This is a genomic window from Kineosporia babensis, from assembly GCF_021129305.1.
GTDB lineage: Bacteria > Actinomycetota > Actinomycetes > Actinomycetales > Kineosporiaceae > Kineosporia > Kineosporia babensis.
Genome location: NZ_JAJOMB010000007.1, coordinates 44,109 through 57,519 on the forward strand (window position 1 = coordinate 44,109; position 13,411 = coordinate 57,519).

Below are 13,411 nucleotides of genomic sequence, written 5' to 3' on the forward strand. Positions count from 1 at the left end.
CCCGGCGCGCCGGAGCACGTCGGATAAGGCAGGCTTCACCCTGTGTACTTCGTCGGAGTGGATCTCGCCTGGGGCGAACGCAAACCCACCGGAGTGGCCGTGCTGGATGCGGACGGCGCCCTGGTGCACGTCAGCACGGCCCAGAGCGACGAGGACATCCTCGCCGCGCTGGCCCCGTTCACCACCGGTGACTGTCTGGTCGCGATCGACGCGCCGCTGATCGTGCGCAACGAGAGCGGCAACCGGCCGGCCGAGGCCGCCCTGAACAAGGACTTCGCCCGCTTCCACGCCGGCGCGCACCCGGTGAACACCACCAAGCCGGAGTTCTCCGGGGTGCCGCGGGGCGCCCGGATCGCCTCGGCGCTGAAGCTGGACATGAACCCGCGCTCCGGCCGCGGCCGCCGGGCGATGGAGGTCTACCCGCACGCCGCCACGGTCTCGCTGTTCCGGCTCGGCCGGACGCTGAAGTACAAGGCCAAGCCGGGCCGCAGCCGGGAACTGCTGCAGTCGGAGCTGCTGCGGCTGATGGGCCTGGTCGGTGGCCTGACCGGGGCCGAACCGGCGCTGCACACCGAGGGCTCGCGCTGGCCCGAGCTGATCGAGGCCGCGGGCGGGGCCGTCCGCAAGAGCGAGCTGCGCGTGGTCGAGGACCAGGTGGATGCCGTGATCTGCGCCTACGTGGCGCTTTTCGGGCACCGGCACCCGCAGATGATGACCACCTACGGCGACGTGGACAACGGCTACATCGTCACCCCCACGCTGCCCGCGGACCTGGAACCGAGCACTGACGAGGATGTCACCCCGGAGGACCCGGTCGCGGTCGCGGTGCGCGAGTACGCGCTGCGCCAGCCCGCCCTGGTGGAGGCCGCCGACCGGTTCTGCGCGCTGGTCACCTCGATCCTCGACGAGGCCGGGATCAACTACCTGAGCGTCACCGGCCGGGCCAAGGCGGTGGCCTCCTTCGCCGGCAAGGCCGCCCGCCGCACCGCCGACGGCGAGCTGGTGTACACCGAGCCGCTGCGGGAGATCAACGACCAGATCGGCGTGCGGGTGATCACCTACGTGCAGGACGACGTGGCCACCGTGGCCGACGTGATCCACGACCAGCTGCTGGTCAAGCGGGACCGGGACATGGGTGAGGAGACCGCCCGGCAGGGCCGGTTCGGCTACCGCAGCCGGCACATGCTGATCACCCTGGACGCCGCCCGGGAAGGGCACTCCGACTACGAGCAGCTGCGCGGCAAGGCCGCCTCGCTGCAGGTGCGTACCGTGCTGCAGCACGCCTGGGCCGAGTTCGAGCACGACATCCGTTACAAGGGAACGGTTCCGGCCGAGCAGGCGCCGGAGCTGGACCGCCGGTTCACCCTGGCCGCCGGTCTGCTGGAGCTGGCCGACCAGGAGTTCTCGATCATCCGCGACCGGCTCGCGGCGAACCGGGTGCTGCCCGGCGACGAGGGTGCCCCGGACGACGGGACCACCGGCCGCGACACCGCCGACGACGACTCCCGGATCGGGGCCCGCGAGCTGGCCGCCTTCCTGGCCGGGCAGTACCCGGAGGCCGGCTGGTCGCGCACCGAGCACTACACCTGGATCACCGGGCTGCTGGCCGAGCTGGCGATCACCTCGCTGCCGGAGCTCACCGAGGTGCTGCTTCCGGTCAACGAGCTCGACCTGAACGCCCGGATGGACTACAAGTACCCGCCCGGGGCGGTGCGCCGGCTGGACGACGCGCTGCTGGCGGCGTTCGGCGAGAAGTTCGTCGCGCTACCGGGCAACGCCGACCGGCGGGCGCTGCTGAAGTCCCGGCTGGAGAAGCTGCAGTCCTCCGGTGAGCAAGACTGACGTCATGCGCACCCGAGTCGCCATCATCGGCGCCGGTCCGGCCGGCCTCCTGCTGTCGCATCTCCTGGACGCCGAGGGGATCGAGTCCGTGGTGCTGGAGACCCGCACCCGGGAGTACGTGGAGGCCCGGATCCGGGCCGGGATCCTCGAGCAGTCCACCGTGGACCTGCTCACCGAGGTTGGGCTGGGGGCGCGGCTGGCCGCCGAGGGCGACCGGCACCGCGGCATCTACCTGCAGTGGCCGCACGAGCGGCACCACATCGACTTCGTGGAGCTCACCGGCCGGGCGGTGACCGTGTACGGGCAGACCGAGGTGCAGAAGGACCTCGGGCGGGCGCGCGAGGCGGCGGGCCAGCAGATCGTCTACGGCGTCAGCGAAACCGCCCTGCACGACGTGGGTACCGAGCGTCCGTTCGTCACCTATACCGACAATGATGGACGTCCGGCGCGCCTGGACGCGGAGGTGGTGGTTGGGTGCGACGGGTCTTTCGGGCCCAGTCGCGCCGCCGTGCCGGAGGCGGCCCGGCAGACCTGGCAGCGCGCCTACCCCTACTCCTGGCTGGGGGTACTGGCCGAAGTCGCGCCGTCCACGGACGAACTCATCTACGCCTGGCACCCGGACGGATTCGCCCTGCACTCGATGCGCTCGGCCTCGATCAGCCGGTTCTACCTACAGGTCCCGGCCGACACGGACATCGCCGCCTGGTCGGACCAGCGGATCTGGGACGCGCTGGCGGCCCGGCTGGGCCACGGTCAGGATGGCTGGCGGCTCAATCCCGGCCCCCTGCTGGAGAAGAGCGTTCTGCCGATGCGCAGTTTCGTGCAGCAGCCGATGCGCTCGGGGCGGCTGTTCCTGGCCGGCGACGCGGCCCACATCGTGCCGCCCACCGGGGCGAAGGGGCTGAACCTGGCCGTGGCCGACGTGGCGCTGCTGGCCCCGGCCCTGGCCGCGCTGCTGCTGAAGGGTGATCCAGGCCCGGCCGAGGCCTACTCCGCCGCCGCCCTGCGCCGGGTCTGGCGCTGCACGCACTTCTCCTGGTGGATGACCACCATGCTGCACACCGGCGAGGACCCGTTCGACACCCAGCTGCAGCTGTCCCAGCTGAAGTGGGTGACCAGCAGCGAGGCCGGGGCGAAGGGGCTGGCGGAGAACTACGCGGGCCTGCCGATCGGTTTCTGATCACCGGCTGTCACCCTCGGGCGAAGGCCAGGGCGCCGGTCGGATGACAGCCGCGCAGGCGTCTACACCCTGCGACCGGGCGGGCCGAACGCCTGATCATGCGCCTCGACGCCGGACGGCGTTATCTCTGGGTCGCCGCCGTTCTTCTCGGCGGCTACTGGCTCGTACCCGCAGGCGCCCCGCGAGCGGTGGCCCAGGTGACGGTCAGCCTCGCGAGCATGGTGGCCGTGCTGGTGGCCGCTCGCCTGGACCCGCCCCGGCGCCTGACCTGGATGGTGTTCTCGCTGGGCTCAGGCCTGAGCGCGCTGGCCGACGGCTACACCGCCTGGCATCACCTGAACGCCTCCGTGCTCCCCTTCCCGAACTGGGCGGACGCGGGCTGGCTGACGGCCAACCTGGGGGCTGCTGCCGGCCTGTTCATGCTGCAGCGGGGCCGGCGGATCGATGCGGCCGGGCTGCTCGACTCGGCGGTGGTCACCATCGGCGGCGGGCTGGTGCTCTGGGTGGCCCTGTTCAGCCCGATCCACGGCGCCCTGGACCTGGCCGAGTCGGTCGGCCTGCTGTACCCGCTGACCACGATCGGGATGCTGGCCGCTGCGGTCTGGCTGATCACCAGCGTGCCCGCCCCGGTCGAGGGCCGGGCCACCGCCGCCCTGACCGTGGGTGTGTTGCTGGGGCTGACCGGCAACGTGATCTACGGAGCCAGCGGCGGCACGCTGAACCCGCAGCACCGCTGGTTCGAGACCTTCTACCTGCTGATGTACATCGGCTGGGGGTACGGCGCCCTGCGTGCGGCCACCACTGCGGCCCGCCAGGACGTCACTCCCACCTGGGTGGTCTCACCGTTGCGGCTGGTCGCCATGTACGGCTCGATGCTGGTCGTGCCCGGGGTGCTGATGGTCGACTTCTTCCTCGACCTGGACCTCAACCACATCCCGATCGCCACCGCCTCGACCGTGCTCTCGGTGCTGGTCCCGGCCCGGCTCTGGCTCTCGATGCGCCAGCTGCGGGTCTCCACCGAGCAACGCGACGCCTACCGGGTGGACCTGGCCCACCAGGCCGCCCACGACGCGCTGACCGGCCTGCCCAACCGCGCCTACCTGCGTGAGCTGCTGACCGCGCTGCTGCACCGGGCGGCCCGGGCCGGGGACGAGGCCGCCGTGCTGTTCGTCGACCTGGACTTCTTCAAACGGGTGAACGAGCAGCTCGGGCACGCCGCCGGGGACGAGGTGCTGCGGACCGCGGCCGCCCGGATGAAAGGGGTGCTGCGCCAGGGCGACACCCTCGGCCGGCAGGGCGGCGACGAGTTCATCGTGCTGATCGACCCGGTGCCCAGCCCGGCCGAGCTGATGGAGATCGCCGACCGGCTGGTCGACTCGATCAGCACGCCGATCATGACCGCCGGCGGCAAGGCCCGGATCAGCGCCAGCGTGGGGGTGGCGCTGGCCCGGGACGGCCAGACCGACGCCGAGCAGCTGGTGCAGGACGCCGACCTGGCCGCCTACCGGGCCAAGGTCAACGGCCGGGGCCGGGTGGAGATGTTCGACGCCGCGCTGCGGGCCGAGCTGGAGGCCCGGGCCCGGCTGGAGACCGAGATCCGGCACGGCCTGGCCGCCGGGGAGTTCGAGCTGCACTTCCAGCCGGTGATCGGCGTGGCCACCCGCGAGCTGCGCTCCTACGAGGCGCTGATCCGCTGGCGCCACCCCGAGCGTGGGATGGTCCCGCCCGGCGAGTTCATCCCGGCCGCCGAGGAGAGCCTGCTGATCTGCGAGATCGGCCGCTGGGTGCTCAACACCGCGACCAAGCAGCTGTCCGCCTGGACCTGGCAGGACCCGGCCGGCCACGGCGACGTGACGATGGCGGTGAACATCTCGGCCCGGCACCTGGCCTCGCGCTCGCTGGTCGAGGAGGTCCGCCACGCCCTGCGCGAGAGCGGGCTGGAGGCCTCCCGGCTGGTCCTCGAGATCACCGAGACGGTGCTGCTGGACGAGCCCACCGCCGACGCCCACCTGCGCGATCTGCGGGCGCTGGGGGTGACCGTGAGCCTGGACGACTTCGGCACCGGTTACACGAGCATCGGCCAGCTGCAGAAGCTTCAGGTGGACACCCTGAAGATCGACCAGAGCTTCCTGCGCTCGTCCGAGCCGGCCGGTCAGGCGCTGGTCCAGCTGATGGTGACCGCGGCCCACGCCTTCAACCTGGACGTGGTGGCCGAGGGGGTGGAGACCCAGGAGCAGCTCGACCGGCTGGAGCGGATCGGCTGCGAACTGGCCCAGGGCTACTTCCTGGGCCGGCCGAAACCGGCCCGGGAGATCCCGGTCTCACCCACCGACCGCGAAGTCACGGGCACCGACGTCACGGCAGCGAACGGCTGATCCCCTCGGCCGCCACCTGCAACGCCGCGACCAGCCGGGGCTTGTCGCGCTTGAGCGTGGGCACCACCAGGCCCAGCGCCGCGACCACCTCGACCTTGCCGGTGGTGGGCCGGCGGATCGGCACGGCGACCGAGCACCCGCCCAGGCTCATCTCTTCCACCGTCTGCGCATACCCCTCCCGCCGGGTGCGTTCCAGCTGCGCGCTGAGCCGGCCGGGCTGGGTGATCGTGTACGGCGTGATCCGGCGCAGGTCGCCCAGCACCCGCCGCTGCACGTCGGCCGGGGCATGAGCCAGCAGCACCTTGCCCACCCCGGTGCAGTGCAACGGCAGCCGGGAGCCGATCTCGCTGACCACCGGAACGGACTGGTGCCCGGAAAGCCGGTCCACGTAGAGCACCTCGTCCCCGTCGCGTACGGCCAGGTGAACGGTGGCCAGCGTGGCGGCGTAGATGTCGTGCAGGAAAGGGGAGGCCACCTGGCGCAGGCCGCTCTGCACCGGGGCGAGCAGCCCGAGGTCCCAGATCCGGCGCCCGATCACGTAGTACGGCGAGCCCGGTGAAAGCCGTTCGAGGGCGCCCCAGCTGAGCAGCTCGCCGGTGAGCCGGTGCGCAGTGGCCAGCGGGAGCCCGGCCCGGCGGGCGAGTTCGGTCAGGGTGAGCCGGCGGTGGCGCTCGTCGAAGGCGCTCAGCAGGGCCAGGGCCCTGGCCGTGACGCTCACCGTTCGCCTCCCGTTTTGCCCCGATTTCCGCTGAACGGAAGTCTCGCCTGTCCGGCCCTGGTTGTAAACGCCTACCTTCCCGGCATGTCCAGCCAGCCGTCCGATGCCGCCGCGGGGACCCAGGCCGAAATCAGCGCCGAGATGGCCGAGATCGACAAGACGCACACGAGCACCGGGCACGCCCGCCCACAACCGGTGCTGAACTATCCGCCGTACCGCAGCAGCATCCTGCGCCATCCCACCAAGGACCTGCACCACGCCGACCCGGAGGAGATCGAGCGCTGGGCCCCGTGCTTCGGCCCGCAGGACGTAGGCGCGCTGGAGGCCGACCTGACCGTCCAGCACCCGGGCGAGCCGATCGGCGAGCGGATCGAGGTGACCGGCCGGATCCGGGACGGCGCGGGCCGGCCGGTCGCCGGCCAGCTGGTGGAGATCTGGCAGGCGAATGCGGCCGGGCGGTACATCCATCAGCGCGACCAGCACCCGGCCCCGATCGACCCGAACTTCACCGGGGTGGGCCGCTGCCTGAGCGATGCCGAGGGCCGTTACCGGTTCACCACGATCCGGCCCGGGCCGTACCCGTGGAAGAACCACCGTAACGCCTGGCGCCCGGCGCACATCCACTTCTCGCTGTTCGGAACGGATTTCACCCAGCGCCTGATCACCCAGATGTACTTCCCGGGCGATCCGCTGCTCGCGCTGGACCCGATCTACCGGTCGATCACCGATGCACGCGATCGGGAACTGCTGGTGGCCCGCTACGACCACGAGGTGACCCGGCCGCAGTGGAGCACGGGCTACCGCTGGGACATCGTGCTGACCGGGCCCCACCGCACCCGGTTCGAGGAGGACGACGCATGAGGCGTTCCACCCCGGGGCAGACCGTCGGGCCCTTCTACCACTACGCCCTGCCCTACCCCGGCGACCACACCTTGGTTCCCCCTGGCTCCGCCAACGCCATCCGCTTCCACGGCACGGTGATCGACGGCGCCGGCGACCCCGTTCCGGACGCCTTGCTGGAGATCTGGCAGCCTGCACCGGACGGCTCGGTGGTCCGCCGGGCCGGTTCCCTGCACCGTGACGGCTTCACCTTCACCGGCTGGGGCCGGGCCAGTACCGACACGACCGGCCATTTCAGCTTCAGCACGCTACGCCCGGGCGGCCCCGACGCCTTCTTCGCGGTGACCGTGTTCGCCCGCGGACTGCTGGACCGGCTCTTCACCCGGGCCTACCTCCCGAGCCCGGAACCGGCCCCTTTCCTGAAAGGAGTGGACGCCGAACGCCGCGGCACCCTGATCGCCGTAGCAGAGCCCCAGGGCTTCCGTTTCGACATCCGGCTGCAGGGTGACGGCGAGACCGTGTTCCTGAACTTCGGGACGGATGAGCGATGAACCCGCTCGATCGCGAGAACACCGTCGGCGAGCGGATCGACGCCGGTGCGGCCGTGCGGCGCGAGGTCCTGGGTGAGGCCCACGTCGAGCGGGCCGCCGCCGCAACCACCGGCTTCACCAGCGATTTCCAGCAGTTCATCACCGATTACGCGTGGGGCGGCATCTGGACCCGGCCCGGCCTGGACCGGCGCAGCCGCTCGATGATCACCCTGACCGCGCTGATCGCCCGCGGCCACCACGACGAGCTGGCCCTGCACGTGCGCGCGGCCCGTACCAACGGCCTGACCGACGACGAGATCAAGGAGGTCATCCTGCACAGCGCCGTCTACTGCGGGGTGCCGGCCGCCAACACCGCCTTCCGGATCGCCCAGAAAGCGCTGCAGGAGTCAGACTCCTAGCGCGATCCGCACTCCGATCGCCACCATCACCACCGCGATCAGCCCGTCCAGCACCCGCCAGGCCAGCGCCCGCGCGAACACCGGGCGCAGCAGCCGGCCGCCGAAACCCAGTGCGCTGAACCAGAGCACGCTGGCCAGCATCGCACCGGCCACCCACCACCAGCGGCCCACCGGCTGACCGTTCGCGATCGAGCCGAGCAGGATCACGGTGTCCAGGTAGACGTGCGGGTTCAGCCAGGTCAGCGCCAGCATGGTCAGCACCACCCGGCGCACGCTGCTCGAATCCTCCTGGCCCCCGGCCTCCAGCACCTCGCCGGAAGGCCACAGGGCCCGGCGGGCCGCAACGAAGCCGTACCAGAACAGGAATCCGGCGCCGAGCACCTGGATCACCGTCAGCGCGACCGGGGCGCTCTGCACCAGCGCGCCCATCCCCAGTACCCCGGCCAGGATCAGCAGCGCGTCCGAGGCCGCGCAGATCACCACGGCCGGCAGCACCACCTGGGCTCGCTCGGCGATCCCCAGCCGCAGCAGGTACGCGTTCTGGGCACCGATCGCCACGATCAAGGTCAGGCCGGTGATCAGGCCCAGGACGCCGGGCAGCAGGGTCGCACTCATGATGGGAACGCTAGAAGGCACCCGACATCAAGTACAGCTCATCTTTCTGAAGGTGCGTAAGCTCTGCTTATGCGATTCCAGCGGGACCACCTGGAGACGCTGCTGGCCGCGGTCGACGAGGGCACCTTCGACGCGGCCGCAGCCCGGCTCCGCATCACCGCCTCGGCGGTGTCGCAGCGGATCAAGGCGATGGAGCAGGCCGCCGGGCGGATCCTGCTGCAGCGCACCACCCCGATCCGGCCGACCGCCGACGGTCAGGTGGTGGTGCGGCATGCGCGTCAGGCCCTGCTGCTGGAGGGGGAGACGGCGCGGGCCCTGGCTCCCACCGACAGCACCCGCACGCCGTCGATAGCGCTTGCGGTCAATGCGGATTCGCTGGCCACCTGGTTCCTCGGCCCGCTGGCCGAGGTGCTGGAGGACACCGCGGTGGTGTTCGACCTGTATCGCGAGGACCAGGACCGGACGTCCGATCTGCTGCGCGCCGGAACGGTGATGGCGGCGGTGTCGGCGCAGTCGACTCCCGTACAGGGCTGCTCTTCGGTCAAATTGGGGACGATGCGGTACCACGCGGTGGCATCTGCGGCTTTTGTGGACCGGCACCTCCAGGGCGAGGTGGGCACCCAGGGCCTGGACGGCGTCCCGCTGGTCGACTTCGATCGCCAGGACCACATGCAGCACGCGTTCCTGCGCCGGGTGATCGGCCACGACCCGCGCTCACCGCGGCATTTCGTGCCCACCTCGGAGGATTTCGCCCGGGCGGTGCGGATGGGCCTGGGCTGGGGCATGCTGCCCGACCAGCAGTGTCAGGACGACCTGGCCACCGGAAGACTGCTGGCCCTGGCCCCGGACCGGCCGGCCGACGTCGAACTGTACTGGCAGCGCTGGAAACTGGATTCGCCGCTGCTGGACCGGATCACCCGGGCGGTGCGGGAACACGCTGCCCGGGAGCTGCTCTAGGAAATGGCCGCCCGGTCGAGCGTGGCCAGCATGGACTTCGGCGGCGTGTCCCCGATCAGCGCCCAGACCAGCTTGCGGCCGCGCTCCAGGCACCAGCCGACCTCGAGCGACATCGACATGACCAGGCGCAGGCCCAGACCGCCGACCGCGGTGATGTCCTGCCCCGGAGCGGCCGGGACCCGGGAGACCGAGCCGTCCGAGACGACCAGCAGCCAGCCCCGATTGCCGCGGGAGAGCGAGGCCGTCACCGGGGGCTCGGCGTGCCGCAGGCCGTTGGTGGTGAGCTCGCCCATCGTCATCGCCACCCGCTCGCTGGCGGCGGCGAACACATGCCCGGACGGGTGCGCGGCGTGATGCGACTCACCGGCCGCGGCGACCGCGCTGCGGGCCTCGGTCCGGGCCAGCACGGAACTGTCCACCGTGTCGATGTCCCAGTCCAGCCGCTGGGCCCAGAAACCGATCGGGGGACGGCCCTCGATCAGGACGGTGGCGTTCACGACTGGCCCGCGGACACATCGGCCACCTGAGCTTCCTCGGGCAGCCAGCGGGCCAGATCGCCGGCGCCGACCAGGGTGATCAGCTCCGCCACCCGGCGCGAGGGCCCCTGGAGCAGCAGCTCGGCCCCGGTGCTGCGCAGCCCGGCCGCCAGCCGGACCACGAACGAGACCCCCACCGAGTCCATCATCGTGACGTGCCGGACATCCATCACCGTGCGCCGGCCGGCGTCGATCGAGAACCGGCCCGCGTACTCCAGTTCGTCGCTGACCCGGACGTCGATCTCACCGTGCAGGATGACCAGCGTGTGATCGTCCTGGGCGAGGACCACGACGTCTCCGGGGGCGTCGTTCTCCGGTTCCGAGGTCTGGTGATCCCTGGACACCTTCGCCTCCCTGTCTGCAGTTTCTGCCCCGAGGCAGTCTCCCCGTCTGCCCAGTTCGTCCTGCACCAGCACCCTCGTCACCTCTTCTTGATGCACGGGATCCGGGCAGCTTGCCTGGTTATGCTAGCTCACCAGGTATTTCCTGCCTCTGCTCTTGATCCCCCGCGCACCATGTCCGCGAGCACCAGGAGGACCGGCGATGAGCGCTACCCCCGAACAGGCTTCCCCTGGAGGCCACGGCGTCGAGGCCTTACGGGCGGCCACCCGGCAGGCCCACGACCGGCTGGATTCCCTGGTCGACCTGCAGGCCTGGAGTCCGGCCGTGCACCAGTGGTGGCTGCAGCGGATGCTCGGCCTGCACGAACCGCTGGAGCACGACCTCGGCAGCTGGCAGTCCACCCGACCGGCCGAGCACCGGGTGCCCGACGTAAAGGTACGGCGACGCTCCGGCGCCATCGCGGCCGACCTGCGCAGCCTAGGCCTGAGCGAGGCCGAGGTGCGCGCGCTCCCCCGCAGCCCCCGGCCCGCGCCTGCGACCGGTGAACTTGCCCTGGGCCGGGTCCTCGGGCAGCTTTACGTGCTGGACGGCTCGGCCCTGGGCGGTGCGGTGATCGCGGCGCACGCCATCTCGGCCGGCATCCCGCAGGAAGCGTGCACCAGCCTGTCGCACTCCAAGGAAAGGATCGTCTCGTGGCGCGAGACCAAGCGCCTGCTGGACGATCTCAGCCCCGAGGAGCTGTCCGAGGCGGTACGGGCGGCGATCGAGCTGTTCGCCGTGTTCGAGGCCTGGCTGCACACCCCGATCCGGCCGCACGGTAAGGAACAGTGAGCGAACAACAGGTCAGCCCGCCGGATCTCGGCGACTGCGCACGGGAGCCGATTCAGTACCCGGGTTCGGTGCAGCCCCACGGCGTGCTGGTGGTGCTGCACGCCCACCGGCACACGCTGCTCACCGCCTCCGAGAGCCTCGCCGAGTTCCTGCCCGAGGCCCAGGCGCAGCCGGGCACGCCCGCTGCGCTGGTGTTCGGTCCGCAGCTGTGGGCGGAGGTGGCCCAGCGCGTCGCCGAGGACGACCTGCTGGAGCCGATCCGCTGGCTGGGCCCGGAGGGCAGCCGCTGGGCCGGGCGGGCGGTCGACGTTCTGGTGCACTTCTCCGGCGAGAACCGGCTGGTGGTGGAACTGGAGGCGGTGAGCGAGGAGTCACTGGGGCGTTCGGTCTCGCTGTCGGCCACCAACACCCAGATCGGCCGGCTTCGAGCGGCCGCCACCTCCGGCGCGGTCTTCGAGCGGCTCACCGCGGCGGTGCAACGGGTCACCGGGTTCGACCGGGTGATGGTCTACCGCTTCGACCGGGAGTGGAACGGCGAGGTGATCGCCGAGCAGCGCCGCCCGCATCTGGAACCGTTCCTCGGCCTGCGCTACCCGGAGTCGGACATCCCCGCCCAGGCCCGAAAGCTGTACGCGGTAAACCGGCTTCGCTTCATCGTGGACTCGCACGCCGACGCCGCCCGGCTGCTCCCCCGGGTGCCCGAGGACGGCGAGGGCGAGCTGGACCTGAGCTTCGCCCCACTGCGCAGCGTCTCCCCGGTTCACCTGGAATACCTGCGAGGCATGGGAGTTCGGGCCTCGATGTCGGTCTCGATGGTACGCAACGGCGTGCTCTGGGGCCTGGTCGCCTGCCACCACTACTCGGCGCCGCTGCAGCCCTCGCACGACGAGCGGGCCGCGGCCGACTTCCTCACCCAGGCCGCCATGGAGATCGTCACCACCCGCGAGACCAGCGAGGACGCGGCCCGGCTGGCGGCCGGGCAACGCCGGCTGGAGCGGCTGCTGCCCGTTCTCGAACAGCCTCAGCTCGCTCCCACCGAGGCGCTGGCCGGGGCCGACCTGGCGCTGGTGGCCGGTCTGGCCGATGCCAGCGGCGTGGTGGTGCGGGCCGGGGCCGTGCAGAGCACCTGGGGTGTTGCACCGGAACCGGCTGTGGCGGAACAGATCGTGGCCCGGCTGGCGCGTACCGACGGGGTGCCCGCGTTCACCGACGACCTGGCCGACCTGGGTACCGACGAGGTGGCCGGGGCGCTGGTGCTGCCGCTCAGCCCGGGCCACTGGATGCTCTGGCTGAACCGGGCGGTGGAGCGCACGGTGCGCTGGGCCGGCGACCCGCACGACAAGACGATCACGATCCGCTCCGATGGCACCGCCCGGATCGGGCCCCGGAAGTCGTTCGCGGCGGCCGAGGAGAAGCTGCAGGGCCGCAGCGCGCCCTGGGACTCCTGGAAGGTGCAGGCGGTGGCCGCGCTGGGCACCGCCGCCACCGCGCAACTGCGCCGCTACGAGCGCGACGCCGTGAGCATCGTCGAGGATCTGCACGACTCGCTCCAGCCCTCACGCCTGCCGCACGTGCCCGGGGCCGAACTGCAGGTGCGCTACGTGCCCGCCCCGGACGGAAGGTTTGCCGGGGACTGGTGGGACTGCTTCGAGCTGCCCGGCGGCAAGCTCGCTCTGGTGGTCGGCGACGTGACCGGCCACGGCAGCGCGGTCACCGCCACGATGACCCAGCTGCGCACCGCCCTGCGGGCCTACCTCCTCGAGGGCGCTCCCCCGGCCGAGACCCTGGCCCGGCTGGATGCGCTGGCCAACCTGGTGTTCCGGCCGACCCTGGCCACGGTGGTGCTGGCGTTGTACGACTGCGCCACCGGCGGCCTGGAGATCGCCCGGGCCGGTCATCCGCACCCGGTGCTGGCCCAGGCCGGGCCGATCCTGATGGATGCCCGGCTGCCGGTCGGGCTGGGTGTGGACACGCCGGCGGTCTCCTGGTCGGGCACCCTCGAGCCGGGCGAGACGCTGGTGCTGTACTCCGACGGGCTCAGCGAGGACCGCCGGCTCTCACCCGAGGAGAGCATCCAGCGCCTGGCCGGCACCGTCGCCGAGGTCGGCCAGGAGCCGCTGGCGAAGCTGGCCGATGCGCTGATCGAGGCCGCGCCCCAGCCCCGCACCGACGACACCACGCTGCTGGCCATCCGCCGCAAGCTCTAGGACCAGACGCAATACAACC

13 protein-coding genes are annotated in these 13,411 nt (G+C 71.6%); 9 read left to right on the forward strand and 4 right to left on the reverse strand.

Features of this window, described 5'->3' with window-relative positions; all coding sequences use genetic code 11:
• The first annotated feature begins 42 nt into the window (after positions 1 to 42).
• The 3 genes from LR394_RS42955 (at position 43) to LR394_RS14740 (ending at position 5,397) form a co-directional block, all read left to right on the forward strand.
• Positions 43 to 1,842, forward strand: coding sequence for a DUF429 domain-containing protein (locus tag LR394_RS42955; protein ID WP_231442095.1), 1,800 nt, complete (start codon positions 43 to 45; stop codon positions 1,840 to 1,842).
• 4 nt (positions 1,843 to 1,846) lie between these two features.
• Positions 1,847 to 3,022, forward strand: a complete 1,176-nt coding sequence (locus tag LR394_RS14735; RefSeq protein WP_269329212.1) for a 4-hydroxybenzoate 3-monooxygenase — start codon at positions 1,847 to 1,849, stop codon at positions 3,020 to 3,022.
• 98 nt (positions 3,023 to 3,120) lie between these two features.
• On the forward strand, positions 3,121 to 5,397 hold the full coding sequence (locus tag LR394_RS14740; protein ID WP_231442099.1) for a putative bifunctional diguanylate cyclase/phosphodiesterase: 2,277 nt from the start codon (positions 3,121 to 3,123) through the stop codon (positions 5,395 to 5,397).
• Here the strand turns inward: LR394_RS14740 and LR394_RS14745 are convergent.
• A complete protein-coding gene (locus LR394_RS14745; protein ID WP_231442101.1) occupies positions 5,378 to 6,115 on the reverse strand; it encodes an IclR family transcriptional regulator in 738 nt (245 codons plus the stop codon). The genes LR394_RS14740 and LR394_RS14745 overlap by 20 nt on opposite strands.
• Before the next feature lie 84 nt (positions 6,116 to 6,199).
• Here LR394_RS14745 and pcaH point away from each other — a divergent pair, with 84 nt between their 5' ends.
• The 3 genes from pcaH to pcaC are packed head-to-tail and all read left to right on the forward strand — an operon-like array spanning position 6,200 to position 7,904.
• Positions 6,200 to 6,976, forward strand: a complete 777-nt coding sequence (pcaH, locus tag LR394_RS14750; RefSeq protein WP_231442103.1) for a protocatechuate 3,4-dioxygenase subunit beta — start codon at positions 6,200 to 6,202, stop codon at positions 6,974 to 6,976.
• The gene (gene pcaG, locus LR394_RS14755) at positions 6,973 to 7,506 is read left to right on the forward strand and encodes a protocatechuate 3,4-dioxygenase subunit alpha (RefSeq protein WP_231442105.1); all 534 of its coding nucleotides are present in this window, start codon (positions 6,973 to 6,975) and stop codon (positions 7,504 to 7,506) included. Before pcaH ends, pcaG begins: the two co-directional genes overlap by 4 nt.
• A complete protein-coding gene (gene pcaC, locus LR394_RS14760; RefSeq protein WP_231442107.1) occupies positions 7,503 to 7,904 on the forward strand; it encodes a 4-carboxymuconolactone decarboxylase in 402 nt (133 codons plus the stop codon). Before pcaG ends, pcaC begins: the two co-directional genes overlap by 4 nt.
• Here the strand turns inward: pcaC and LR394_RS14765 are convergent.
• Positions 7,893 to 8,519 (reverse strand): LysE/ArgO family amino acid transporter, encoded by a 627-nt coding sequence (locus tag LR394_RS14765; RefSeq protein ID WP_231442109.1) that lies wholly within the window; start codon positions 8,517 to 8,519, stop codon positions 7,893 to 7,895. The two genes, pcaC and LR394_RS14765, sit on opposite strands and share 12 nt — an antisense overlap.
• Positions 8,520 to 8,588: 69 nt before the next feature.
• On the opposite strand from LR394_RS14765, the gene LR394_RS14770 reads away from it, so the two are divergent.
• On the forward strand, positions 8,589 to 9,476 hold the full coding sequence (locus tag LR394_RS14770) for a LysR family transcriptional regulator ArgP (protein WP_231442111.1): 888 nt from the start codon (positions 8,589 to 8,591) through the stop codon (positions 9,474 to 9,476).
• On the opposite strand, the gene LR394_RS14775 is transcribed toward LR394_RS14770, so the two are convergent.
• Complete coding sequence (locus tag LR394_RS14775) at positions 9,473 to 9,973, reverse strand: ATP-binding protein (protein WP_231442113.1); 501 nt, start codon at positions 9,971 to 9,973, stop codon at positions 9,473 to 9,475. The genes LR394_RS14770 and LR394_RS14775 overlap by 4 nt on opposite strands.
• Positions 9,970 to 10,356: an STAS domain-containing protein gene (locus LR394_RS14780; RefSeq protein ID WP_231442115.1), complete on the reverse strand. Its 387-nt coding sequence runs from the start codon at positions 10,354 to 10,356 to the stop codon at positions 9,970 to 9,972. Before LR394_RS14780 ends, LR394_RS14775 begins: the two co-directional genes overlap by 4 nt.
• Before the next feature lie 199 nt (positions 10,357 to 10,555).
• Between LR394_RS14780 and LR394_RS14785 the strand changes: the two genes are divergently transcribed.
• Both LR394_RS14785 and LR394_RS42960 read left to right on the forward strand, forming a co-directional pair.
• Positions 10,556 to 11,185: a biliverdin-producing heme oxygenase gene (locus tag LR394_RS14785; RefSeq protein WP_231442117.1), complete on the forward strand. Its 630-nt coding sequence runs from the start codon at positions 10,556 to 10,558 to the stop codon at positions 11,183 to 11,185.
• On the forward strand, positions 11,182 to 13,392 hold the full coding sequence (locus LR394_RS42960) for a SpoIIE family protein phosphatase (protein ID WP_231442119.1): 2,211 nt from the start codon (positions 11,182 to 11,184) through the stop codon (positions 13,390 to 13,392). Before LR394_RS14785 ends, LR394_RS42960 begins: the two co-directional genes overlap by 4 nt.
• The last annotated feature ends 19 nt before the right edge of the window (positions 13,393 to 13,411 follow it).

Bases quoted from the DNA above. Each gene is read 5' to 3' on its own strand.
- pcaC (WP_231442107.1), top strand. From the start codon at position 7,503: ATGAACCCGCTCGATCGCGAGAACACCGTCGGCGAGCGGATCGACGCC.
- pcaG (WP_231442105.1), top strand. From the start codon at position 6,973: ATGAGGCGTTCCACCCCGGGGCAGACCGTCGGGCCCTTCTACCACTAC.
- LR394_RS14785 (WP_231442117.1), top strand. From the start codon at position 10,556: ATGAGCGCTACCCCCGAACAGGCTTCCCCTGGAGGCCACGGCGTCGAG.
- LR394_RS14770 (WP_231442111.1), top strand. From the start codon at position 8,589: ATGCGATTCCAGCGGGACCACCTGGAGACGCTGCTGGCCGCGGTCGAC.
- LR394_RS14735 (WP_269329212.1), top strand. From the start codon at position 1,847: ATGCGCACCCGAGTCGCCATCATCGGCGCCGGTCCGGCCGGCCTCCTG.
- LR394_RS14740 (WP_231442099.1), top strand. From the start codon at position 3,121: ATGCGCCTCGACGCCGGACGGCGTTATCTCTGGGTCGCCGCCGTTCTT.
- LR394_RS14765 (WP_231442109.1), bottom strand. From the start codon at position 8,519: ATGAGTGCGACCCTGCTGCCCGGCGTCCTGGGCCTGATCACCGGCCTG.
- pcaH (WP_231442103.1), top strand. From the start codon at position 6,200: ATGTCCAGCCAGCCGTCCGATGCCGCCGCGGGGACCCAGGCCGAAATC.